At 56.7% G+C, this 24,847-nt stretch carries 19 protein-coding genes; 4 read left to right on the forward strand and 15 right to left on the reverse strand.

The features are described 5' to 3' along the window. Nucleotides 1-181: 181 nt before the first annotated feature. From ndk to FCN45_RS14260, 3 genes are all read right to left on the reverse strand, one after another. Nucleotides 182-613, reverse strand: coding sequence for a nucleoside-diphosphate kinase (gene ndk / locus FCN45_RS14250; RefSeq protein ID WP_007884899.1), 432 nt, complete (start codon nucleotides 611-613; stop codon nucleotides 182-184). A gap of 168 nt (nucleotides 614-781) precedes the next feature. Then, complete coding sequence (pbpC, locus tag FCN45_RS14255) at nucleotides 782-3,106, reverse strand: peptidoglycan glycosyltransferase PbpC (RefSeq protein ID WP_137386286.1); 2,325 nt, start codon at nucleotides 3,104-3,106, stop codon at nucleotides 782-784. A gap of 6 nt (nucleotides 3,107-3,112) precedes the next feature. Further along, nucleotides 3,113-7,999 (reverse strand): alpha-2-macroglobulin, encoded by a 4,887-nt coding sequence (locus FCN45_RS14260; RefSeq protein WP_137386287.1) that lies wholly within the window; start codon nucleotides 7,997-7,999, stop codon nucleotides 3,113-3,115. A gap of 147 nt (nucleotides 8,000-8,146) precedes the next feature. Here FCN45_RS14260 and sseA point away from each other — a divergent pair, with 147 nt between their 5' ends. Continuing rightward, nucleotides 8,147-8,986 carry a 3-mercaptopyruvate sulfurtransferase gene (sseA, locus tag FCN45_RS14265; protein ID WP_137386288.1) on the forward strand — a complete coding sequence of 280 codons (840 nt, stop codon included), beginning with the start codon at nucleotides 8,147-8,149 and terminating at the stop codon, nucleotides 8,984-8,986. A 30-nt stretch (nucleotides 8,987-9,016) separates the two neighbouring features. Here the strand turns inward: sseA and sseB are convergent, their stop codons facing one another. From sseB to trmJ, 5 genes are all read right to left on the reverse strand, one after another. Beyond that, complete coding sequence (gene sseB, locus FCN45_RS14270) at nucleotides 9,017-9,784, reverse strand: enhanced serine sensitivity protein SseB (RefSeq protein ID WP_137386289.1); 768 nt, start codon at nucleotides 9,782-9,784, stop codon at nucleotides 9,017-9,019. A 49-nt stretch (nucleotides 9,785-9,833) separates the two neighbouring features. Continuing rightward, nucleotides 9,834-11,120 carry an aminopeptidase PepB gene (gene pepB, locus FCN45_RS14275; protein ID WP_137386290.1) on the reverse strand — a complete coding sequence of 429 codons (1,287 nt, stop codon included), beginning with the start codon at nucleotides 11,118-11,120 and terminating at the stop codon, nucleotides 9,834-9,836. Between the two features lie 62 nt (nucleotides 11,121-11,182). Further along, nucleotides 11,183-12,355 carry an IscS subfamily cysteine desulfurase gene (locus tag FCN45_RS14280; RefSeq protein WP_137386291.1) on the reverse strand — a complete coding sequence of 391 codons (1,173 nt, stop codon included), beginning with the start codon at nucleotides 12,353-12,355 and terminating at the stop codon, nucleotides 11,183-11,185. An 88-nt stretch (nucleotides 12,356-12,443) separates the two neighbouring features. Next, nucleotides 12,444-12,941, reverse strand: coding sequence for a Fe-S cluster assembly transcriptional regulator IscR (gene iscR, locus FCN45_RS14285; protein WP_008108287.1), 498 nt, complete (start codon nucleotides 12,939-12,941; stop codon nucleotides 12,444-12,446). Between the two features lie 135 nt (nucleotides 12,942-13,076). Further along, the gene (trmJ, locus tag FCN45_RS14290) at nucleotides 13,077-13,820 is read right to left on the reverse strand and encodes a tRNA (cytosine(32)/uridine(32)-2'-O)-methyltransferase TrmJ (RefSeq protein WP_137386292.1); all 744 of its coding nucleotides are present in this window, start codon (nucleotides 13,818-13,820) and stop codon (nucleotides 13,077-13,079) included. Nucleotides 13,821-13,941: 121 nt separating this feature from the next. Here trmJ and suhB point away from each other — a divergent pair, with 121 nt between their 5' ends. Beyond that, complete coding sequence (gene suhB, locus FCN45_RS14295; RefSeq protein ID WP_008108283.1) at nucleotides 13,942-14,745, forward strand: inositol-1-monophosphatase; 804 nt, start codon at nucleotides 13,942-13,944, stop codon at nucleotides 14,743-14,745. A 35-nt stretch (nucleotides 14,746-14,780) separates the two neighbouring features. On the opposite strand, the gene FCN45_RS14300 is transcribed toward suhB, so the two are convergent. The 3 genes from FCN45_RS14300 to FCN45_RS14310 all read right to left on the reverse strand — a co-directional run bounded on the left by FCN45_RS14300 (nucleotide 14,781) and on the right by FCN45_RS14310 (nucleotide 17,583). Continuing rightward, nucleotides 14,781-15,794 (reverse strand): hypothetical protein, encoded by a 1,014-nt coding sequence (locus tag FCN45_RS14300; RefSeq protein ID WP_101763476.1) that lies wholly within the window; start codon nucleotides 15,792-15,794, stop codon nucleotides 14,781-14,783. Nucleotides 15,795-15,985: 191 nt separating this feature from the next. Beyond that, complete coding sequence (locus tag FCN45_RS14305; RefSeq protein WP_137386293.1) at nucleotides 15,986-16,966, reverse strand: nickel/cobalt transporter; 981 nt, start codon at nucleotides 16,964-16,966, stop codon at nucleotides 15,986-15,988. Further along, the gene (locus FCN45_RS14310; RefSeq protein WP_137386294.1) at nucleotides 16,957-17,583 is read right to left on the reverse strand and encodes a DUF1007 family protein; all 627 of its coding nucleotides are present in this window, start codon (nucleotides 17,581-17,583) and stop codon (nucleotides 16,957-16,959) included. Before FCN45_RS14310 ends, FCN45_RS14305 begins: the two co-directional genes overlap by 10 nt. Before the next feature lie 155 nt (nucleotides 17,584-17,738). Between FCN45_RS14310 and csiE the strand changes: the two genes are divergently transcribed. Further along, nucleotides 17,739-19,007: a stationary phase inducible protein CsiE gene (csiE, locus tag FCN45_RS14315; RefSeq protein ID WP_110868270.1), complete on the forward strand. Its 1,269-nt coding sequence runs from the start codon at nucleotides 17,739-17,741 to the stop codon at nucleotides 19,005-19,007. Here csiE and FCN45_RS14320 read toward each other — a convergent pair. Further along, nucleotides 19,004-20,143 carry a 3-phenylpropionate MFS transporter gene (locus tag FCN45_RS14320; protein WP_110868271.1) on the reverse strand — a complete coding sequence of 380 codons (1,140 nt, stop codon included), beginning with the start codon at nucleotides 20,141-20,143 and terminating at the stop codon, nucleotides 19,004-19,006. The genes csiE and FCN45_RS14320 overlap by 4 nt on opposite strands. A 128-nt stretch (nucleotides 20,144-20,271) precedes the next feature. Continuing rightward, on the reverse strand, nucleotides 20,272-21,525 hold the full coding sequence (gene glyA, locus FCN45_RS14325) for a serine hydroxymethyltransferase (RefSeq protein ID WP_101763471.1): 1,254 nt from the start codon (nucleotides 21,523-21,525) through the stop codon (nucleotides 20,272-20,274). Nucleotides 21,526-21,864: 339 nt separating this feature from the next. Between glyA and hmpA the strand changes: the two genes are divergently transcribed. Then, a complete protein-coding gene (gene hmpA / locus FCN45_RS14330) occupies nucleotides 21,865-23,049 on the forward strand; it encodes an NO-inducible flavohemoprotein (RefSeq protein ID WP_137386295.1) in 1,185 nt (394 codons plus the stop codon). 51 nt (nucleotides 23,050-23,100) lie between these two features. Here the strand turns inward: hmpA and glnB are convergent, their stop codons facing one another. Both glnB and glrR read right to left on the reverse strand, forming a co-directional pair. Next, the gene (glnB, locus tag FCN45_RS14335) at nucleotides 23,101-23,439 is read right to left on the reverse strand and encodes a nitrogen regulatory protein P-II (RefSeq protein WP_007886217.1); all 339 of its coding nucleotides are present in this window, start codon (nucleotides 23,437-23,439) and stop codon (nucleotides 23,101-23,103) included. A gap of 75 nt (nucleotides 23,440-23,514) precedes the next feature. Beyond that, complete coding sequence (glrR, locus tag FCN45_RS14340) at nucleotides 23,515-24,846, reverse strand: two-component system response regulator GlrR (RefSeq protein WP_101763469.1); 1,332 nt, start codon at nucleotides 24,844-24,846, stop codon at nucleotides 23,515-23,517. Between the last annotated feature and the right edge of the window lies 1 nt (nucleotide 24,847).

The raw sequence follows: 24,847 nt of genomic DNA on the forward strand, positions 1-24,847 counted from the left end.
TCTGGCCTCGTTGTTACACGTTACGGCTCTGGTTAATAGTAGGAAAAAAACAGCGCCCTCGCTGAGGCTGGCTCAACAAGGGCGCATAATTGTACTACATCTGCTGCATGATGCCAGGGGAACCGTTTCACAGAGGTTGAACAGCTGTAAAGACGGGTGTCCGCTCAGGCCATCAACGCACTTAGCGAGTGCGTGGGCAGACTTCGTTTTCTGCGAAGAAGTACGCGATTTCGCGTGCTGCAGATTCAGCAGAGTCAGAACCGTGGGTCGCGTTCTCGGTGAAGCTGTCCGCGTAATCCGCACGCAGGGTCCCTGCCAGCGCGTTGTCTGGGTTAGTTGCACCCATCAGATCGCGGTGACGCTGAACGGCGTTTTCGCCTTCCAGTACAGAAACCACAACCGGACCAGAAGTCATGAATTCAACCAGACCATCAAAGAATGGACGGCCTTTGTGCTCAGCGTAGAAGCCTTCAGCCTGCTCTTTGGTCAGGTGCAGCATTTTTGCGCCAACGATTTTGAAGCCCGCGCTTTCAAAACGGTTATAAATTGCACCAATCACGTTCTTAGCGACGGCGTTTGGTTTCACGATTGAGAAAGTACGTTCGATTGCCATGTTGACCTCTAGTTAGCATCCTGAAGAATCCGGGAGCTCCTCCCGGTAAGAAAACGCGCCGATTATAGGGATATCGCAGCGCGTTGCCTATTAGCGATTTGCGGAATTATTGAAAATAATTGATTTTTGTCGGGGCGCGCAGGCAAAAAGTATGCCATATCCATGCACTTAACCGCGGATAAATGACACCGATGAGAGTTGCCCCGCTTCATCCATCACCACCAATTGATAACTGCCCGGCTCATCCAGCACCAGCGCCGCACTCTTATTACTCGCGTCCCGCTCAAGCGGCTGTCCGTTTAAGAACCACCAGCGCTGCTCACCTTGCCCGCCCTGCACCGCAACCGGCATCACCAGCACCACTTTACCCGGCAGCGGCTGTACGCGCTGGCCGTTGATCACACCAGTAATCACCATCGGTGGCGCATTGCCCTGATTGCGCGGCGGACAAGCGGGATCGATCGGCGGTAAGCGCTGCGCACGGCGTTCAGCAACCGGCAGCCAGAGTTCAAGCGGCAGCGGCCACATCAGGCGCTCCCGACTTTGTGCATCCGGGCAATCGGCCGCCACACGCCATCCCCGGCTGTTCTGCCAGTAGCGCTGACGCAAGCCATTGACGCCTTCCTGCCCCGGCGCCAGCAGCGTCGGTGGCACAGTTTGATTCAACACCCAACTCTGACGACGCTGGCGACAGTTTTCGTCGCCGGGAGGCAACGGCTGACCGCCAGGCCAGCAAATGCTCATGGCGCTGACCGAAAGCGGACGCGGATCGCGCGGCGCACCGCTCACCGGCATATGTCCCGCCAGCACATTATTGACCTGATTCATCACCGGCACCGCCGAGGCAAAACCAAATTGCCCGGCGACCGGCGTGGCATCCGGCCGCCCAACCCACACGCCAATCAGATAGCGCGACGTGATGCCAATCGTCCATGCATCACGGTAGCCGTAGCTGGTACCGGTTTTCCACGCCAAAGGCGCAATCTCCGCCACCGCGCCGCTGGCCGGAGGTTGCGCCGCGCCAGCCAGAATGCGCCGCACAATCCATGCTGCGCCTGGCGACAACAGCGGCCTCTCCTGCAGCGGCTGTGTCGTCAGCCAGCGCAACTGCGCCGCATTGCCGTGACGGGCAAAGGCGCTATAGGCCGCCACAATCTCATCCATGCGTGCGCCAGTGCCGCCCAGCACCAGCGACAGATTGGGCTCTGCGCCAGCGGGAAAGCGCAGATTCAATCCCACGTTACGCAAGCGCGCGGCGACACTTTTTGGCCCCAGCGCATCCAGCAACTGCACCGCAGGGAGATTGAGCGATCGCTCCAGCGCAGCGCTGGCGCTCACCGGCCCGTGAAAGCCCGAGTCAAAGTTACCAGGACGATAGTCGCCAAAGCGGCGCGGCACATCCTGCAGCAGTGATTCGCCATGAATCAGCCCATCATCCAGCGCCATGCCATAGACAAAAGGCTTCAGCACCGATCCTGGCGATCGCACGCTCGAGATCATATCGACATGACCAAAACGGCTATCGTCATTGAAATCCACCGATCCGACATAGCCGCGCACTTTCATTTTTTGGTGATCCACCACCAGCAGCGCCAGCGAGGTGCGCGGCGGTAAGTTGTTTTTCAGCGACGTCGCCAGATTCTCCAGTTCGCGCTGCAGCGACACATCAATGGTTGAGGTGATTTTGGTATCGGGTGACAGCGACAATAGGCGTCGGGCCAGCAGCGGCGCACGTTGCGGCATTTGGCGCGGCGGCAGCCACACCGCTTCTTGTTTGATATCGGCGACAACCTGCGCTGACCAGACGTGATATTGCGCGAGGCGATCCAGCACTTTATTGCGTGCTGCTTCGGCGCGCTGAGGCCAGCGGTCCGGACGCAGGCGGCTTGGTGCCTGTGGCAACACCGCCAGCAGCGCCGCTTCACCTTGGGTAAGTTGCGAAGGCGGTTTCCCCAGCCACATCCAGCTCGCCGCGCCAACGCCCTCCACCGTGCCGCCAAAAGGGGCGCGATTGAGATACAGCGTGAGGATGTCGCGTTTTGAGAGATGATATTCGAGCTGCAGCGCGCGCCACGCCTGCACCACTTTGCCGCGCAGAGTGCGCGGTTGCGGATCGATAAGTCGCGCCACCTGCATGGTGAGCGTGCTACCGCCGGAGACCACGCCGTGATGCAGCACGTTCTGCCCGACTGCACGCACAATCGCCATCGGATTGATGCCGGGATGATGCCAGAACCAGCGATCTTCGTAGGTCAGCAGCGCCTCGATATAGGCAGGCGAGACATCCTCCAGCGTCACCGGATAGCGCCAAATGCCTTGCGGGTCAGCAAAGCGCCACAGCGGCGTACCGTCTTCGGCCACCACCACGCGCGCCGGCTGTAACTCATGCAGCGGTAGCGGTGTAAGGCGATCCAGTAGCCACAGCGCGGCCAGCAGCAGCAGTAAAAAAAGCGGCAGCCAGCGCCACCGCTTTAGTCGCTTACTTCCAGACATCAATGCTTAACGCACATTGAGTTTTTCCGGCGTGCTGCCAATCGCGCGCCATTCCGGCACATACATCGATTCCACCTGCGGCGGCGGCAGGCGATAGCTGCCCGGCGTCACCGCACGCGCCAGATACAGCAGCGTGCCCGGCGTGTAGCCATCGAGCGCCAGCGCGGCGACAAAGCGGTCGTCACGGAATTCGATGTGCTTGATGTTGGCTTGCTGCATATCCATCATGCTCTCTTTCAGCGCGTCGGCACTGTCGCCTAAACTGGCGCTGCTGTCGCTCAGGTTCTGGTTTTCCAGCTCCAGTCCGGCAGGCAGCAGATCCACCACCAGCGCATCACTGACGCGCTCGCTGGCCGCGACTTTGAGCCGCACCACCAGCAGTTCGCCACTTTTCAGGTTGGTGAGATCCGCCGGCTTACCCTCCAGCGTGAAGTACTCACGACTGATCTGCAGCACGTTGCTCATAGGCGACGGTGCGGTGCGCGGATAACCCACCACATTCAGCGTGCCGTAAAGCGGCGACGCGTTGTCGCTTTTCACCGACACGCCCTGACGCAGCTGATCTTCCGTCATGCCAATATTGAGCGGCTGATCACTGCTGAGCGGTTCCGCTTTACCCTGCAGGGTCGCCTGCCAGCTTTCACCTTTGTGCTGCTGCAAGGTGCGAGCGGCGAGGAACAACGCGTTGTTTTCCTGGGTCGAGAACCAGCGCTGTCCGTGCACGGCTTTTGCCAGCTCGATCAACAACGGACCTTGCATCTCCGGCAGCAGCTGGTTTTCTGTCAGCAGCGACAGAATCAGCGCGCGATCGCGCACCGGGCTGCCGTAATCGCCGAGCCAGCTGTTGGGTTTACGTTCCAGGCCAATGCCCTGCGCCAGCGCCAGTTGTGCGCGCTGTTGATCGCCCATCAGCTTCAATGCCACGCCAAGCTGCACCATCGCCAGCCCCGATTTAGCCCGATCGCGCTTTTCATACAGCGCACGCAACGCACCGAGCGGCGCCTGCTGCTGACGCGCCAGCACCAATCCGGCATAAGCCTGCACGCTGAAACGCAAGCCATCGGCATCGCTGCTCCAGCTGGTTTCGATCTGCGCGGGATCCTGCAGATAGCGCAGCAGACGTTCGTCGGCACGGGTAATCACGCCATCCGGTACGCCGTAACCGGCTTCGCTGGCGCGCAGCAGGAAATCGGTGACGTAAGCCGTCAGCCAGAACTCTTCCTGACTCTCTTTGCTCCACAAACCAAAGCTGCCGTTGCCGCGCTGCATGCCGGCAAGACGCGCGATGCCGGTATCAATTGAGGCGCGACGCGCTTCATCGTTACTGGTTTTGATGCCCATCGCCGTCAGCTGCGCATGATTGGTGAACACCGACGGCCAAATGCCGCTGGCGGTCTGTTCAAGGCAGCCATAAGGATAGGCGTACAGCGAACGGATATAGCTGGCGATATTCAGCGGTGGACGGTTACTGAGCGACAGCTGTCCGCTCAAGGTATCCTGCTGCAAGCCATTGAAGGCGCTGGCCATCACCTGCCAGTTCTGACCGGTTTGCATCACGTTATCGAAACTCAGCGTTTGTGCCGGATAGGCCGGACGCACGCCAATTTTCCATTTACGCTCGCTCGCTGCCAGCGTTTCGCCCGGCAAACTCATGCCGGAAACCCTGACCTGTACCTCGCCTTCACCGAAGCCGCCCAGCGCTCTGACCGGAATTTGCAAGGTGGTGCGCGCGCCTTGCGCCAGCTGCACGCTGGCAGGGATGTTGCCGTTCAGGGCGAGCTGGCCGCTGGCGCTGATGTTGATTTTCAGCGTTTGCGGTTGATCGGTGAGGTTAGTGAGATCCAGCGCCAGCGTAGATTGATCGCCGCTGGCCAGGAAGCGCGGCGTCGCCAGTTCACTGATCAATGGCGCGGCAACCACCAGCTTACGATCGGCCGACCCGAAGCTGTCGTCGCTCCACACCTGCGCCATCAAACGCAGTTCGCCATTAAACGCCGGAATCGGCAGTTCCAGCGTACCTTCGCCATTGGCATCCAGCGTTACGGGCTGCAACTGCTGCGCCACGATCTGCACATCAGTGACCGGTTTTTTGCCGCCGCGCGACAGCGTATCCGCATCGTCGGCGTCACCACCAAAGCGCAGCGCGGCCAGTTTGCCACCGCCTTCAATCAGTTGACCAAACACATCGTATTGATCGGCGTTATAACGCATGCGGCCAAAGAACGCTTCCCACGGATTCGGGGTTTTGTAGTCAGTGATGTTAAGCACGCCGCTGTCCACCGCCGAGAGTAATACCTGAACCTGCTTCGGCAATGCGCCACCTTCACGGCTGGCTTTGACCTGCACTTTTAGCGTCTGCTCAGGACGGATCTTATCCGGCGCGTCGAGCGCTAAACTGAGGCGGCGCGCTTCGGTCGCCATCGGCAGATGCAGTAACCCCACCGCGCGCTTCGGCGTGACGCCGCTGGCCTTGTCGCCGTCGCGCACCACGATGGCGCTGAGATAGAGATCGTGTCGCTTCCAGCTTTCGCTAATCGGTACATCAATGGTTGCGCCGCCCGCCGGAACGTCAAGCGGTTGCCACCACAGCGTGCCGCTGCTGGATTCCACCATCAGATAGCCTTTGCCGGCAGCAGGCGACTCCACCTGCACGTGTGCGGTGTCGCCCGGCTGATAGGCGGTTTTATCAATTTTCAGTTTGACCTGATCCGGACGCAGCGCGCCGGTGCCGTTGGTGTTGTCCTGCCACCCATATCCGGCCTGGAAGCGTACGCTGCTAAGGATGTTGTCGCCGGCATGCACTTCCAGGCGATAGGTGCCCCACTCCACCGGGAAACTCACTTTCTGGCTGCCGCCCGCCGTAATAGAGATGCGCTGCTGATCCTCCTGCAGATCCTTTTGATCGAAGCGCGATTGCCAGCCTTCGCTATCAGAGAAGCTCCAGTAATAGTCGCGGCGTTCGTGGATCAGGCGCACATCAAGATCTGACGCCGCCAGTTTTTCGCCCTGCGGATTGGCGTAGACCACGTCGAATTCCGCGAGGCTGTTTTCTGCCACGGTCGGCTCATCGTGATAACGATCGCTGCGATAGTCATATACCGATTCACTGCTAAACAGCGGACGGATGCCGGGCAGCGCCGCTGCCGGCCAAATCGCCTGAGTCGCGCGGCGCGTCACCGGGCGGCCGCCGGTTTCCAGCAGGCTGGCTTGCAGAATCAGATTGAGCGGTGAATGGATCTCTTTCCAGCTGCTCTCAACGTTAAGCTGCAGCTTGCCGCTCTCATCCAGCTTCTCATCCACATCATCGAGCGAACGTTTCAGCTCTTCAGTGATGTCACCAAATTGATAGCCAGGCAGCGCGGCAACCGCATCACGCGCGGGACGCAGCAGCAGCTGCCCTTGCAGCTCGTTACCCGCTGCCGGCGCGCCGTACAGATAGCGGCCTTCAACAGCAAAGGTGACGTCGTCATCCGGCGCCAACGGCTGCGCGCTGTTGGTCAAATCCAGCGCCATGCGCTCCGGCAGGAAGTCTTCGACGTGGAACGGCCAGCTGCGCGGCTGGTTGTCGCCACTGTTGATGCGCAGCGTCCATTCGCCGGTCATCGCCGCAGCCGGTATCGCGAAGCGATGTTGATAGACGCCGTTCTCTGGCTGCCAGACAAAGGTCTGCGACACTTCGCCATTCGGCTGCACCACGTCGGCTTTCACCGGCTGCGGCGGCAACGGTTTGCCGTCAGCATCACGCAGCAGCGCGTTGACGATCACCGTTTCACCCGGACGATAGAGATCGCGCGGACCAAATACGAACAACTGTTTGTCGTAGCCTTGCGGTCCATCAATCGGGAACTCCGCCAGATCCAGCGCCGGACGATTAAGATCGATCAGCGAGGTTTGGTCCTTTTGTGTCGCCAGCAGCAGCTTGCCTTTAGCATTCGCCGGTAAACGCAAATGACCGTAGCTGTCGCTGGTGCCACTGGCGAGTTGTTTTCCTTTTTCATCCAGCAGCTGCACGCTAACGTCATCAAGTGGCGCGCCATTGGTCAGGCTTTGGGCAAACAGTTCCAGCTGTTCGGGGAATTGGTGCAGCGACAAACCGATGTCGCTCAATGTAAACAGCGTCGCCGGTTGCGTGTAGTTGTAGGTTCCGGCCTGTTTCATCACCGCCAGATAGACGCCCGGCTGTTTCAGCGCATCGACATCGCCCAACGGCAGCTGCATTTTCTCGCGCGTGTTGCGCGCCGGATTAAGATCGAAGCGGGCGCCGTAAACCAGATCGGCATTTTTCAGCAGCTCGCGTGATTCCCAGTACGACATATTGTTGCCGTAATTCCACTGCGCCAGAAAATCGGCCAGCGAGGCGCTTTTCACGCGGAAGAAATCGACGTCGACGTTATTCACATTCAGCGCCAGCACCGGCAATCCCTGCGTCAGACGCAGCGGCAGCAGCGATCCGCGACTGGCAAAACCCACCATCGGCTGGATATCGCGCGTGGTGAGCGATTGGCTAAACGATTTCGATAAGGTGCTGCCATCGGCCGCTTTGAGACCGGCATCGACGTTAACCGTCAACTTGCGCGACGGTTCAGGATGACGAAAACGCAGCGCTTTACCGTTTGGCGCCAGCTCCCAGCCGCCATCAACCTTGCCGCTTTTCTCATCGATAATCTGCACGCGCGCAGCGAAATCCTGCTTCGCTTCAAGCGGCGTGTTGAAGGTCAACACCAGCGCGGCGGCGCCGTCGAGTTGCAGCTCGGAGAGATCGATAACCGACAGCGATTTCTGCGTTGCTGTTGCGGCTGCCGCTTCCTCCGCGTGACTCGTCGAGGTCCCGCCGCCCAGTAATCCAGCACCGATCAGCGCGCTGAGCAGCAGCCGGTTAAAACGTTTTGCCATGGTAATTCCCTCACCAGTCCCAGAAGTTAAGAAAACGTCATTCCGCGCAATTTCACATCAACCCGCCAACTTTAGCAATCACACCCTTGAGATAGCGTTCACATTCCCGGAGACTGGTCGTTTCCCGTTTGCTGAGAAGAGGTTGCTATGACAGCCATGTTTGTGTCCGCTGATTGGTTGAAAGAACATTACACCGAGGAAACATTGCAGGTGCTTGATGCCCGCATGTTACCGCCTGGCCAGGAAGCCGTACGTGATGTGCAGGCTGAATATCTGGCTGGTCATCTGCCGAATGCGCCGTTCTTCGATATTGAAGCCTTGTCCGATCACACCAGTGCTTATCCACACATGATGCCGCGCGCCGAATCCTTTGCGGTGGCCATGCGCGAATTGGGCGTCAGCCAGGACAAACATCTGGTGGTGTATGACGAAGGCAACCTGTTTTCGGCTCCGCGTGCGTGGTGGATGCTGCGCGCCTTTGGCTGCGAAAACGTGTCGATTCTGGCCGGAGGATTACAGGGCTGGAAGGCAGCCGGTTTCGATGTCGCCACCGGACCGGTTAGTTTGCCGGAGGGTGAATTCGAAGCGACTTATGATAGCGCACAGGTGAAACGTCTGACCGATGTGCTGCTGATCAGCCACGAAGGCGGTGCGCAGATTGTCGATGCCCGTGCGGCGAACCGTTTTAACGCCGAAGTGTATGAACCGCGTCCGGGCTTGTTGCGCGGGCATATTCCCAACAGCCTGAACGTGCCGTGGAACAGTTTGGTGGTAAATGGTGAATTGAAACCGGCAGCGGAACTGCGCGATCTGTTTGCTCAGGCGGGGGTAAAACTGGATCAGCCGGTGATTGCCAGCTGCGGTTCGGGTGTCACGGCGGTGGTGGTGATTCTGGCGCTCACCTCACTGGGTGTGCGGGATGTGACGCTGTACGACGGTTCGTGGGGCGAATGGGGCAGCCGCGACGATTTACCGATCGAGAAGTGATAGCAGGTCGCCATCAATGGCGACCACGCATTATATAATCCGCTGACTGCCCTTAAAATCGCGCAGGAAACTGCCCCAGCGACGTTCATAGAACGGCGTGATGTGGGCAGTAAAGAAGTGGCTCACGCCGCGATCTTCATTAACCACTTCACAGATATCAATGGGCGCATCATCGGCAAGCGTATCCGTCGCTACGCCGCCCGCCGCCTGAATAATCTCATCGATATCGCTATCAGCTTCGATACCAATCAGCAGGTTCGGTGCTTCGCTAGCGCTTTCACGAATGCTAGCGATGTAAGCACGGCGTACCTGTTTGTACTTGGCAAACAGTTGCGTTAACGAATCAATCATCTGCGCTGGCGGCTCGGCCACTTCGGACAACAGCAACGCATGACCACCTTCCAGCACGGTTTGCTGGCTCAGCGCACTGCCCTCTTCGCCAATCAAATGGGCGATTTCACCCGGCGAAAACTCTTTACCCGCAGGCAGTTTCGGATTGAGGAACAGCGTTTCGCCTTGCGTGATTTCAAACAGCGTGCGCACCGGCATGCGCAGGTAAGGTTGTTCATCTTTGATGGCCTCGCCCATCGCCTCTTCCGAGGTGAAGAACGGGATCACGCTGCCGCCATCCTCTTTTTCCCAATGCTGTAATTCGACCGGCGAAGTCGCATCAAACTGTTCGGCGGGACTTTCGCCTGGCACCCACACATCGGCTTCCAGCAGCAGCTGGAAAAATTCCGGACGGTGCGCAGGCTCAGTAGCCGCCAGCTTCAGCACCTCTTCAAGACGGTTACTCATTTATCGTATTCCAAAAAAGACGGCAAGCTTGCGCCTGCCGTGATGAGGATTATTTCAGTAACAGATTGGCGACGGTGCGCACACCCAAACCGGTCGCACCCGCGGACCACTGATCCACCGCGCTTTTACGGTACGTCGCGGAGCAGTCAATGTGCAGCCAGCCTTGCTGATATTTGCTGACGAAATGCGACAGGAACGCCGCCGCACTGCTGGCACCTGCCGCATGTGACGGGCTGGCGATGTTATTCAGATCGGCAAAGTTCGAAGGCAGATGGCTGCGATGGAACTCGGCCAGCGGCAGACGCCAGAATGCTTCGTTTTCGCCGGTCGCGCTGCCAAGCAGCGATTCCGCCAGCACATCGTCAAAGGTAAACAGCGCGTGATAATCGTTACCCAGCGCGGTTTTCGCCGCGCCGGTCAGCGTTGCCGCATCGATCAGCAGTTCAGGATTTTGCTCGCTGGCATCGATCAGGCCATCGGCCAATACCAGACGACCTTCCGCATCGGTGTTCATCACTTCCACGGTTTTACCGTTGCGATAGCGAATGATGTCGCCCAGACGGAAGGCGTTGCCGCTGACCATGTTGTCTGCGCAGCATAGATACAGCTTCACGCGCTTATTCAGACCGCGTGAAATCGCCAGCGCCAGCGCGCCAGTCAGCGTTGCCGCGCCGCCCATGTCGGACTTCATTGAGTCCATGAAAGCGCTCTGCTTCAGGCTGTAACCGCCGGTATCAAAGGTGATGCCTTTACCGACCAGACAGGCGTAAACCGGCGCATCTTCATCGCCAGTTGGATTGAAATCCAGCGCCAGCAACACCGGTGCGCGCGTGGAGCCGCGGCCCACGGTGTGGATACCGGCGTAACCCTGAACACGCAAATCGTCACCTTTGGTGATGCGATAGCTGACTGCTTTGCCGCCCACTTCGTTGATCAGATCAACCGCGTTGTGCGCCAGCTGTTCCGGGCTAAGATCTTCCGCCGGCAGGTTGATGGTGTTGCGCACCCAGTCAACAATCTTCAGACGACGTGCAAATTCAGCCTGATCGTCTTCATTGAATTCCGGCCACTCGACCTGACGTTTGCCTTTCGGGCTGCGGTAGCCTTGCCAGAACGCCCAGCACTTTTCCACATCCCAGCCTTCGCCCTGCAGCGAGACGTGACGAATGCCCTGCCCGTCCAGCTTGCGCCCCGCGCGCTGGATGCTCATCAGCGCGTCTGCGCCAGTCAGGTGAACGGTCATGCCACTTTCGTTGCTGCTCAGCAGCGCTTTGTCACCCCAGCGCGCATCGGCGGCCTGGGAGCTGAGCGTAATTATCATCGGTTGTGTTGTCATCGCGTGGCTCCGTTTGCGTTAGGTGTCACCTTGCGCCAGAACCAGCGCAAGGGGTGCATGAATTAGCGGGCGTTTGCCGCAGGCGAAAGTGCCCGCAGACGTGTTACCGCTTTGTTGACCAGCTCGATAGCGTACTCAATTTCCTCTGCGCTGGTGAAGCGTCCGAGCGAAAAACGCAGCGAGCTGTGTGCCAGCTCCTGCTCAACGCCCATCGCGCGCAGCACATAGGAAGGTTCGAGACTGGCCGAGGTACAGGCGGAACCGGAGGACAGCGCCAAATCTTTCAGCGCCATAATCAGCGATTCGCCATCGACGTGGGCAAAACTAATATTGAGGATGTTCGGAGCGCCCTGCTCCAGCGAACCGTTGAGGTTCACGTTACCCAATTGACTAATACCGCGCCACAGACGCTGGCGCAACTCGGCCAGACGCGCCATTTCGCTGCTCATCTCTTCACGCGCAATACGGTAGGCTTCGCCCATGCCGACAATCTGATGCACCGGCAACGTTCCCGAACGCATGCCGCGCTCGTGACCGCCACCGTGCATCTGTGCATCAATTTGCAGACGCGGTTTACGACGCACCCACAGCGCGCCGATGCCTTTCGGTCCATACAGCTTGTGCGCTGAGAACGACATCAAATCCACCGGCAGTTCAGTGACGTCAATCGGCAATTTGCCGACGCTTTGCGTGGCATCAACGTGAAACAGGATGTCACGCGCACGGCACAGCGCGCCGAGTGCGGCGATGTCCTGAATCACACCGGTTTCATTATTGACGTGCATCAGCGATACCAGCACCGTGTCGTCACGCAGTGCAGATTCGAGCATCTGCGGCGTAACGATACCGTCGCTGCCCGGCTGTAAGAAGGTGACATCAAACCCTTCGAGCGCCAGTTGCTGGCAACTGTCGAGCACCGCTTTGTGTTCGGTTTGGCTGGTAATAATGTGCTTGCCGCGCGCCTGATGGAATTGCGCGGCACCTTTAATCGCAAGGTTGTCCGCTTCGGTCGCGCCGGAGGTAAAAACGATTTCACGGGGATCGGCATTGACCAGCTCAGCAACTTGATTGCGAGCCACATCAACAGCTTCTTCAGCCTGCCAGCCAAAACGGTGGGAACGGGACGCGGGGTTACCGAAAGTGCCATCCATTGTGAGGAACTGCATCATTTTGGTGGCAACACGCGGATCCGCAGGCGTAGTGGCTGCGTAATCCAGGTAAATCGGTAATTTCATTGCGCTAAAACTCCGTATAAAAAATCATACGTCTTTATAGCACATTCGGCCTCGCCCGTATGAACAGGAAAGGCCGAAGGAGAACTGATTAAGCGCGCAGATTAACGTTGATGGTTTCTTGCACACGATGCTGCTGGAAGCGGCGATTATCGACAGTGTTCTGACGATCGGCCACTTCAAGGATTTCCTGATTATTCACCAGTTCCGCCAGCGTGATGTTGTTGAGGAAGTCGCTGATGCGCTCACTCAGATCACGCCACAAAACGTGGGTCAGGCAACGCTCGCCGCCCTGGCAGCCCTCTTTGCCCTGGCATTTAGTGGCATCGACAGATTCGTCAACGGCGGTAATAACCGCGCCCACAGCAATCGCGCTTGAATCTTTGCCTAACAGATAACCGCCACCTGGACCACGAACGCTGGCCACTAAGCCGTGCTTACGCAGACGTGAGAATAACTGCTCCAGATAGGACAATGAGATGCCCTGACGCTCAGAAATGTCAGCTAGCGGCACCGGGCCCTCATTGGAGTGCAGTGCAACGTCCAGCATAGCGGTTACGGCATAACGTCCTTTGGATGTCAGTCTCATAGCATACAACCTCGTAAGCGTCCGTCCGGTTATCGGCGGGTTATCTGAAGAATTGACGCCAGTCTGACATTCCTGAGTAAAACGGTCAACTATTTAACCAAGTAAATTGCTCAACTATTTAACCAACTGTTTTACTCAACTATTATCCACATTACCTTTGCGCTTTTCGAACGATGCCATCATGCCGCGCAGGATGTTCAGTTCGTCGCGTTCGGGGCGCGCACGTGTATATAAACGACGCAGCTTGCTCATCACCTGGCTTGGCGTGCCTTCACGGATAAAGCCGCTGTTCAGCATCATCTGTTCGATGTGCTGATAGAAGCGCTCCAGATCGTCAACCAGCGGATACGGTGATTCGACCGGCTCTTCCGTCGGCGCGGCTTTTTCCTGCGCGTCCAGCCAGGCCATGCGCACTTCGTAAGCGATAATCTGCACCGCCATCGCCAGATTCAGTGAGCTGTATTCCGGGTTCGCCTGAATCGCGACGTGATAGTGACATTTCTGCAACTCTTCGTTAGTCAGGCCCACGCGCTCGCGGCCAAACACCAACGCCACCGGCGCCTGCTGGCCCTCTTCCACGCTTTTAATGCCGCACTCGCGTGAATCCAACATGGGCCACGGCAGTGAACGTGAACGTGCGCTGGTGCCAACCACCAAACTACAACCGGCAATGGCTTCATCCAGGGTATCGACAATGCGCGCATTACCAATGACATCGCTGGCACCGGCGGCGAGGGAAATGGCCTGTGAATCGGGTTTCACCAGCGGATTGACCAGATAAAGGTTGGTTAAGCCCATGGTTTTCATCGCGCGTGCGACGGAGCCCATGTTGCCGGTGTGCGACGTTTCTACCAGTACGATTCGGATATTCTGCAGCATAATTAGAGGCGGTCAGGGAAATGATGGCGCGCATCCTAACATAAAAAGAGGACATTTGCTGAACACGCTGATATACTCCGCGCCGTTTTCCCCGTTCTTTAACATCCAGCGAGAGATACCGATGCATCCGATGCTCAACATAGCCGTGCGCGCCGCGCGCAAGGCCGGAAATTTAATTGCCAAGAATTATGAAACCCCGGACGCTGTCGAAGCCAGCCAGAAAGGCAGCAACGACTTCGTTACCAATGTTGACCGTGACGCAGAACGTCTGATTATCGAAGTAATTCGTAAATCGTACCCGAAACACACCATCATCACCGAAGAAAGCGGTGAGCTGGCGGGCGAAGATCAAGACATTCAATGGGTAATCGATCCGCTGGATGGCACCACCAACTTCATCAAACGTCTTCCACACTTCTCAGTATCTATCGCTGTGCGCATCAAAGGCCGCACCGAAGTGGCTGTGGTTTACGATCCAATGCGTAACGAACTCTTCACCGCCGTACGCGGCCAGGGCGCACAGCTGAATGGCTATCGCCTGCGCGGCAGCACGGCGCGCGATCTGGATGGTACCATCCTGGCGACCGGCTTCCCGTTCAAGTTGAAGCAGCACGCAACCCCTTACATCAACATCGTTGGCAAACTGTTCACCCAGTGCGCTGATTTCCGTCGCACCGGTTCGGCGGCGCTGGATCTGGCTTACACCGCTGCAGGTCGCGTTGATGGTTTCTTTGAGATTGGCCTGAAGCCGTGGGATTTTGCGGCGGGCGAGCTGCTGGTGCGTGAAGCGGGCGGCCTGGTGACTGACTTTACCGGCAACCACGGTTACGTGATGTCAGGTAACATCGTTGCGGGTAACCCACGCGTAGTGAAAGCAATGCTGGCATCGATGCGTGAAGAGTTGAGTGAAGCGCTGAAGCGCTAAATGCGAGAAGGCGGCTGAATCAGCCGCCTTTTTTGTTACCGACGTTCGTGGCTTAATACCTGACGCGGTTGCGTCCTGCGACCCACGCGCCCCAGCAATGCTGCCAGTACTGCTTCAATCACCAGCATAAAGAAGGTGAACCAGCTCGCTTTCGCCGTTGCGGCCGCCGCTTGCTCAGCCACTTCACGGGCTTTTTGCTCCGCCTGCTGTTTCAACTCCTGATACTGTTGCACGGCTTTTTTATAGCTCTCCTCGGTTTGAGTCACAATCTGCTCAACCTCTTGATCGCTTTTACCGGTGCGCGCTTTGATAATATTTTTCAGCGCATCACGATCGGCAGCTTGCAATGTATCTGAGTGACGATTCATAACGCCTTTCAACCAATTAGCCAGATCATTATCAGCATTCTGTGGATTTTGTGCCGTTTGCTCTGCTTGATTTTGCGCGTTATTGGCTTCGTTATTTACATCCTTTTGCAGATTCTCAGGTTGTAATTCTGTCTTGCCGGTTTGACGCAGCGTAGTTTGTAATTCGTTTTTTAAATCATCTAAATTGATATTACTTTCCTGCAGCTTCTCTTTTGCCATATTGGTTAGTGATGGCGCCGCTGCGGAAATTCCATTACCCACGGCATTTACGCCGGCGCCTAAAATATTAAACGCACCGCCAATAACGCCAGTCGCCAGGGTAATCGCGAGCCACAATGTCAAAATGGTGCTAACACCAAACATCAACAAACCATGCATCGCCCCTTCGCGCTGCGCCAGACGCCCCGCAACGTAGCTACCTACGCCCATGGCAATCAGCATACTCACGCCGGTCCAGATTAACGCGCCGGTTCCCAGATGCTGCAGCGGATTTTGTTCCTGTTGTGGATCGATGGTTGTTGCACCAATCGCTGTACCCAATATCCCCAATAAAATATGAATGATTAGCGCAGCGATAACGCCGGCAAATACTGCGCTCCATGAAATACGTTTTAATGGTAGGCCGCCATGCACGTCGTGCACCGTATCTACGCTGCCATTATTAATCCGAGTTTCAGGCATCGTTTTCTCCTCGCAGAATATTTCGCTGAAATTTTATAATTGCTAATCCACCAGGATATTGACTGGTGTAATTGAGCTTAGACAGAGAAATCTATTTTCACCAGCGCGCTAAGCGGAGATATTTAATTAACTGTTGAGGGGGAGAATACTTGCAACAGTGGAATATTTACACTACCCAAATATCCTTAATGTCAGAAAGGACGAATTCCACCGCCGATGCCCGGCGAGGCACTTTGCCATAATGCAACGCCCGCAACGATTAACAGCACGCTACCTAACATGGCGAGCAGCGGCACCAGCAGCCTGGTCGCAGGATGAGTACCGCCGGCCTGCCCTAAGCGCTGAGCCAGCAGACGGGAGCGCTGCACTAACAAGCCGAGCGCCGAAACCGTCACAGCAGTGCCCAACGCCATCGCCACGGCAGAGGCGACGCCCCACGCATACACACCAATCACTTTGGCAAACAGCAGCATCATGATGGCGCCGGAACAGGGCCGCAGCCCCATGGAAAACACCACCAGCGCCTGCGTTTTAGCGCTAACTGCCTGATCCATCTGCGCAGCGCTGGGCAGATGCGCATGTCCGCAGCCGCAGTGTTCATCGTGCTGATGCGCTGGGCGAATAGCGTGGATCTGCAACTTTGGCTGAGGACGCCATTGCTGACGCAGCGATCGCAATGCACGCCAACCGACCCAAATACCCAGCGCGACGACTAACAGATAACTGCCCTTCTCCAGCCAGTAGCTGCCGAGATGCATCTGACGCGACGAGGTTTGCAGTACCACCAGCATCAGCGTTACCAAACCAATCGCCACGCCGCCCTGCAGCAAAGCAGCCAGCAACGTTAGCTTCATGCTGGTTTTCAACTTTGCCGGATGGGTGGCAAGAAAGGTAGTGATCACCACTTTGCCGTGTCCCGGCCCCAGCGCATGCAGCACGCCGTAAGCGAGGCTGAACAGCATCAGCGTCACGCCCGCATGCTGCGGTTGTTCAGCCACCTGCTGCAAAAGCTGCGTCATTTCGCGATTGAGGATTTTTTGCCACAGCACGCTTTGCAGCAAAATCTGCGACCAGTGCTGCCACAGCAGCACGCCCGCTAGCAGCAATAACGCCGCCATCAGCCACAGCGGCCATAAACGACGTGAACGGGAGGGAAGCGAAATCAGTGACATGTCAGTGTCACCGTTTGGGCGAATTGCTGGCCAAGATCCATATCCTCTGGCGGCGCATCGGCTTTATCCAGCGACAGCGCATATTGCTTCAGCGAGTCATCCGGTTTCGGCGTATGCAGATCGATCTGGCAATGCGATTTAACGGTGTCGTCCATGGTTAATGCCTGTGGATTATCGTAATACATATCAACAAAGTAGCTGGGATCAAAAGTCTGAATGCGATACTGCTTCGCGCTTAATAACTGCGGCTCGCCAAACGGCACGATAAACTCCAGCACCGCTTTGTTGCCGTTGCGCGATAAGTTGTACTCTTTCGGCAGATTGAGAAACTTGACCCGATTTCTGTCCTGCCACACTTCGGTGAAATAGTGCTGACCGAGCACATTTGCCATCACCTGCGCCGCCAGCTTTTTCCACACCACATCACCGGGCTTGGCTTTACCTGCGTCGTATAACAGATCGGCGGAGGTTATCTCATCCATGGTCCACACCATTTTCATGCCGCTAAGATGTTGGTTGTCACTGATGAACTCGGTTTTCATGTCAATGAAGCTATGCGGATGTGACCAGGCTGCGGTGCTGAACAACAGCGTAAACGTAATGAGTGCAATTTTCATGTGTTATAAAGTAACAATTTTAAAGTGAAGTGTAGAGTGGCCCAGAAAAATTGTGACCCGCCCTAAAGCTCTGAACAAAAGTCACGACAAAGTGCAAGGTTACCGCGTGGAGTTAGCTATTCTTAGCTCAAAAGTGACCTGCGGATAAACCATTGATGAGTTCTGCACCCTCCTCTGCACCACTCTTCAGCCGTTCCCAGCGTCGTTGTCATCTGTTACTGCTGCTATTTCTGCCCGCTCCCGCGTTGACGCTTGAAAAGCTCTGCCAGTTAAATGGCGTGGCGCCTGTTGTCGCCCGACAGGATATCGCGGATGTGGGAGAGGAGATACAGCGTTACCATCAACTGGAGCTACACCAGATGGTCGATGGCAGCTTCCGCATACACGGGACGGAACTGGATAGGCGGCTGTGCCTGATCCACTGGCTGCGACGCGCGCTGCGTTTGTCGCAGGATTTTGTCTGCGAGCATTTTGCCCCGGTGCTGCGTCAGCGCCTGAAAGTCCTGAAAATCGAGAAAGCGTTGTGGGATGAAACTAACCTGCAGGCGCTGATTCAGCACTGCAGCCTGCGTCTGGCGCGCGACTTCAGCCCGCGCGACCGCCTGTTTCTGCAAATCTTCATGAAGTATGCGCTGTGCCAGCGCCAAAACGCCTTGTTCAATGACGGACAGCGCGCGTGGCTGGCGGAAAAAGTCGAACGAGCTGCCGCCGACGACGTCATCCATCACTGGCAGAAGCGCTGCCACTTAGCGCCGGATGTAAGCGAGACCGACTTCTGGACGCTGCTATTTAGCCTGATTCACGCGCCAACCGCTACGCAGCTGGAGCATCCGCAGGCGGTAAAACTGATGCAGTCAGTGGAAGCGCTGATTGCGCGCTTTGAGCAGTTGGCACAAACCACCTTCAGAAATCGCGCCGAACTCACTCAGCAACTCTTTACGCATCTGGCGCAGGCGCTGGATCGCAGCCATTTTGCCATCGGCATCGATAACAGCGTGGCGCTGGATGTCGCACGACTCTACCCGCGTCTGCTGCGTACCACGGAACGCGCACTTGAGCATTTCAGCCGTAACTTTGCCACGCGCTTTAGTGCTGAAGAGATAAGTCTGGTGGCGGTGTTATTTGGTGCCTGGCTGATGCAGGAGAGTGCATTGCAGGAAAAGCAGGTGCTGCTGCTGACGGGCGCGGATGCGGCGCTGGAGCAGTTGCTGGAGCAGCAGCTGCGGGAAATGACGCTGCTACCGATCAACATCAGCTATCAGGACGTCGTGCATTTTCAGCGTGAAGGCGCGCCGCGCGATATCGCGCTGGTGATCACGCCGTATGCCATTTCATTGCCGCTGTTCTCACCGCCGCTAATACAGGCGGAGCTGCCGCTGAGTCGTCATCAGCAGCAGCGTATTCTCCAGTTGCTGGAGAGTTAAGCGGCGCGCGGACGCAGGAACAGCGCCGGCAACGCCACTAACGCCATCACCCAGAACAGATGTCCTTGCAGATGCGTAAACAGCACGCCGCAAATCATAGTCATCACCGCAATACCGCCGCCCATGGCCAGCGCCGAATAGAGCGATTGCAGACGAATCACTTCCGCGCCTTTGCGCGCGGCAATAAACCGCATCGCCGCTAAATGGCAGACGGTAAAGCTGCCGCAGTGCAGAATTTGCGCCACGATCAGCAACGGCAACGCGGTGCTGGATCCCAGCATTGTCCAGCGGATAATGGCGCACACGCCTGATAACAGCAGCAGATCGCGCGCACTCCAGCGGCGAAACAGTCGGCTGCTGAGAGCAAAAATGATGATTTCAGCCACCACGCCCAGCGACCATAAATAGCCAATAATCGACGCGGAATAACCGCTCTCCTGCCACCAGATCGCGCTGAAGCTGTAGTAAGCCGCATGCGCGCCCTGCAACAATGTCACGCATAACATGAAACGCCACACCGCATTTTCGCGCAGCAAATCACGCCATGCCTGCCAGCCACCATCGGTTGACGTCTGACGTTCACTGCCCTGCGGCTTCGTCGCTGGCGTTAACATCATCCCACCTAACATGCCGATCGCGCCCAGTGACAGCAGCACCAGAATCGCCTGCGATGAGAACGCCGTGACAAGCATGCCGGTTAAGGCAGAGCTGATGACAAACGCCAGCGAGCCCCACAAACGAACCGGGCCATATGTCAGACCAATTTGCTGCGTCCAGGTGGCGGCCAGCGCATCACTCAGCGGCACCAGCGGTGAGAAAAACAGGTTGAAGCCGATCATCACGAACAGCAGCCACATCCACTGTTGTCCCAGCCAATAACCGATAGCGAACAGGCACGTCATCAGCGCCAGCAAGCGCAGCGCAGTGACCAGCTGTGAGGGATTTTTTACCTGCGAGGCAATCAGCAAACTGCCGACAAAGCGCGCCACCATGCCGCACCCCAGCAGCAGACCGATTTTTTCTGCATCAAGTCCGGTGCCTTTGAGCCACACGCTCCAGAAAGGAAGGTAAATGCCGTAACAGAAGAAGTAAGTGAAGTAGCCCAAACCGAGCCATTTGGCGGAGCCGATTGCCATATTCCCTCCAGCAAAAATGCTGCTGAGCAGCACGAGTGGGCGCTACTTTGTCAGAGCACTGCTGCGACGGCAATAAAAAAGGATGGCTTGCACCATCCTTTTTTGCACTGCATCGAGAAGCGTAAAGCTTACGCGTACACCGGCAGACGGCTGCAGATTTCCAGCACTTTCTGTTTGGTACGTTCGATGGTCGCTTCGTCGTTGATGTTGTCCAGCACGTCAGCGATCCAGCCAGCCAGCTCGCGAACGTCAGCTTCTTTGAAGCCACGACGCGTCACCGCTGGGGTACCGATACGCACGCCAGAGGTCACGAACGGGCTCTTCGGATCGTTAGGTACGCTGTTTTTGTTCACGGTAATGTTGGCGCGGCCCAGAGCGGCATCGGCTTCTTTACCGGTCAGGTTTTTGCTGACCAGATCGATCAGGAACAAGTGGTTGTGTGTGCCACCGGAAACGATGTTGTAACCGCGCTCCAGCAGAACTTCCACCATCGCTTTCGCGTTCTTAGCCACCTGCTGCTGATAAGTCTTGAACTCTGGCTCCATCGCTTCTTTGAACGCCACCGCTTTACCGGCGATCACGTGCATCAGAGGACCGCCCTGACCGCCAGGGAAGACCGCGGAGTTCAGTTTTTTATACAGCTCTTCGTCACCGTTTTTCGCCAGGATCAGGCCGCCGCGCGGACCCGCCAGGGTTTTATGGGTGGTTGAAGTCACGATGTGGGCATGAGGAACCGGGTTCGGATAGACGTCTGCGGCGATCAGGCCCGCAACGTGTGCCATATCGACGAACAGGTAGGCGCCAACGCTGTCTGCGATTTCACGCATTTTGGCCCAGTCGCACACGCCAGAGTAAGCAGAGAAGCCGCCGACGATCATTTTTGGCTTGTGTGTTTGTGCCAGCTCAGCCAGCTCTTCGTAGTTGATTTTGCCGGTTTCATCGATGCCGTAAGGGATAACGTTGTACAGCTTACCCGACAGGTTTACCGGGGAACCGTGCGTCAGGTGACCACCGTGCGCCAGGTTCATACCCAGAATGGTATCGCCCGGCTGCAGCAGCGCGGTGTAAACCGCGAAGTTGGCCTGAGAACCGGAGTGCGGCTGTACGTTAGCGAAATCTGCGCCGAACAGCTCTTTAGCGCGATCGATCGCCAGTTGCTCAACGATATCGACGTATTCACATCCGCCGTAATAGCGTTTGCCCGGATAGCCTTCGGCATATTTGTTGGTGAGCTGTGAACCTTGGGCCTGCATTACGCGTGGGCTGGTGTAGTTTTCAGAAGCAATCAGTTCAATGTGCTCTTCCTGACGCACTTTCTCTTGCTCCATAGCCTGCCACAACGCGGCATCATAATCGGCAATGTTCATATCACGCTTTAACATCCGGACTCTCCTGACTCAGCTAACTTTTTAACGGCAGTTTAGGCCCCGGCTAGGGGGCGAAGGCGAACAGTGTAAACGGTTTTGACAGGTGACGGTAGCGTCAATCCCCTCTTTTTGCGCAAACGATTGGCATGGCGCTGGAACGGGTTTTTTACGCTTTTTTGCAAGCCAGAAAATCACGAAATTTGCTCACTTTCATGGCGAAAGAATTTCAGCTTTGCGCGCCAGCCCGCACCTTTCTTGCTTAATCCTTAATCACAACAAGGGATTTACAGGCGCTTCGATTACTCATAAGATGCATTTAAAATACATGTTTAAATTCACTCTGAGGATTTCACCATGCTCGACGCGCAAACCATCGCTACCATCAAATCGACCTTGCCCGCCATTGCCCAGGTTGGACCGCAGCTGACCGGCCATTTCTACCAACGTTTACTGACGCAACATCCTGAACTGAAAAACGTGTTCAACATGAACAATCAGCGCAGCGGCAATCAGCAGGAAGCGTTGTTCAACGCCATTGTGGCTTACGGCAGCAACCTGGAAAATTTGGCCGTGCTGTTGCCGGCGGTGGAGAAAATCGCGCAGAAGCATGCCAGCCTGAACATTCAGCCCGAGCAGTATGCGATTGTGGGTGAAAACCTGCTGGCGACGATTGATGAGCTGCTGCATCCGGGTGAAGAAGTGCTGACCGCATGGGGCAAAGCGTACGGCGTGCTGGCCGATGTGTTTATCCAGCGTGAAGAAGCCATCTATTCGGCCTCCGAAGAGAAAACCGGCGGCTGGCGCGGTGCGCGTGATTTTCGTATTCGCGCTATCAATCAGGAGAGTTCGGTGATCAAGAGTTTTGAACTAGTGCCAAACGACGGTAAGCCGGTGGCAACCTTTCTGCCAGGGCAGTATCTGGCCATCAGCTTACAACCGGCAGGCTGTGAAAATATTCAGCATCGCCAGTATTCGCTGACGCACCAGCCAAATGGGCAATTTTATCGCATCGCGGTTAAACGCGAAGCGCTGGGCAGCATGTCGGGCTGGCTGCATGATCGTGCGCAGGTGGGCGATATCGTGCAATGCGCGGCACCAGCCGGTGATTTCATCCTGCAGGCTGAAGCCGCTACGCCGATTACGCTGATCTCTGCTGGCGTCGGCCAAACCCCAATGCTGGCGATGCTGGCTACTCTGGCGCAGCAGCAACATGCGGCGGCGGTTAACTGGCTGCACGCCGCGGAAGCCGGTTCGCAGCATGCGTTTGCTGAAGAGGTGAAATCCCTCGGCGCACGCCTGCCAAACTTCACCAGCCACGTTTGGTATCGGCAACCAGAAAGTGCCGATGTCGGACGTTACGACGCGCAGGGCTTGATGGATTTGGCGAGCGTGTCCTCCGCGCTGAACCAGGCCGATCGTCAATTCTGGATCTGTGGCCCGCTACCGTTTATGCAGTTTGTCGCACGTCAACTGGTCGATGCCGGCATCAATGCTGATCGCATCCACTACGAAGTATTTGGCCCGCACAAGGTGCTGTAAAACAAAAAAGCCTGCGCAAGGCAGGCTTTTACAGGCAATGCGCGAAGGGGCTTAAATCGCCTCTTCGTCCTCTTCACCGGTACGGATACGCACTACGCGCGCCACGTCAAAGACGAAGATTTTGCCGTCGCCGATTTTGCCGGTCTGCGCGGTTTTCATAATGGTTTCTACGCAGGTATCGACGATATCGTCACCTACCACCATTTCGATTTTCACTTTTGGCAGAAAATCGACCATGTACTCAGCGCCGCGATACAGCTCAGTGTGACCTTTCTGGCGACCAAAGCCTTTCACTTCACTGACGGTCATCCCGGTGATGCCTACTTCAGCTAAGGCTTCACGTACATCATCGAGTTTGAATGGTTTGATAATTGCATCGATCTTTTTCATGACAGATCCTTTTTTACTCCCTCCATGATGGACGGATACCGTTAGTATAATTGTTCCTGACGCTGCCGCAGCAAGCTACTCTTTAAATTCGCTGGCGTCCAATTCATGGCGCGACAGCAGCTTATAGAATTCAGTGCGGTTACGTCCAGCCAGACGCGCAGCGTTGGTGACATTTCCTTTGGTCATCTGCAGCAGTTTACGCAGATAGTTCAGCTCAAACTGATTTCGTGCTTCGACGAAAGTGGGCAGCGCAGTATTTTCGCCCGCCAGTGCCTGTTCAACCAGGGCATCACCGATGACCGGCGCGGTACTCAAGGCGACGCACTGTTCAATCACGTTGACCAGCTGGCGCACATTGCCCGGCCATGCGGCGCTGACCAATCGCTTCATCGCATCCACTGAGAAACTGCGCACGAAAGGTTTATGGCGATCGGCGGATTGGCGCAGCAGATGATTCGCCAGCAGTGGAATATCTTCAGCGCGCTCGTGCAGCGCAGGAATTTTCAGATTCACCACGTTAAGACGATAGTAAAGATCTTCGCGGAAACTCTTCTTCTCCATCGCTTTGGGCAAATCGCGGTGCGTCGCGGAAATAATCCGCACGTTGATATCCAGATCGCGGTTGCTGCCTAACGGCCGCACTTTGCGCTCCTGCAGCACACGCAGCAGTTTCACCTGCAGCGCCTGTGGCATGTCGCCAATCTCATCAAGAAACAGCGTGCCGCCTTCCGCCGCCTGGAAAAGACCTTCACGTGCGCTGACCGCGCCGGTAAAGGCGCCTTTAGCGTGGCCAAACAGTTCGGACTCTAAAAGTTGTTCCGGCAGCGCACCACAGTTGATGGCGATGAACGGCTTGGTGGCGCGCGGGCTGGCGGCGTGAATCGCCTGCGCCAGCACCTCTTTACCGGTGCCGCTTTGACCGTTAATCAATACGCTGACGTCAGATTGCGCCACCATGTGCGACTGCTCCAGCAAGCGCAGCATCTGCGGATTGCGCGTCACAATCGCTTCGCGCCAGCCGTCATCGCTGATCGGCGCGCGTTGAGCCAGCGCTTCATCTATCGCTTTATATAAGGCATCACGATCGACCGGTTTGGTCAGAAAGCTGAACACGCCTTGTTGCGTGGCGGATACCGCTTCCGGGATCGATCCGTGCGCAGTGAGAATGATCACCGGCAAGCCCGCATGACGTTTCTGCACTTCGCCGAACAGCGCCAGACCATCCATTTCGTCCATGCGCAGGTCGCTGATCACCAAGTCGACTTTCTCTTTCTGCAGATGGCGCAGGGCTTCCGGCCCGCTGGCGGCCGTCGCCACCTGATAGCCTTCGCTGCTCAGACGCATGCCGAGCAGTTTCAATAAGCCCGGATCATCATCCACCAGCAATAAACGTGCGGCTTGTTTCATG

This window comes from Pantoea sp. SO10, from assembly GCF_005281435.1.
In the GTDB taxonomy this organism is placed as follows: Bacteria; Pseudomonadota; Gammaproteobacteria; order Enterobacterales; family Enterobacteriaceae; genus Pantoea; species Pantoea leporis.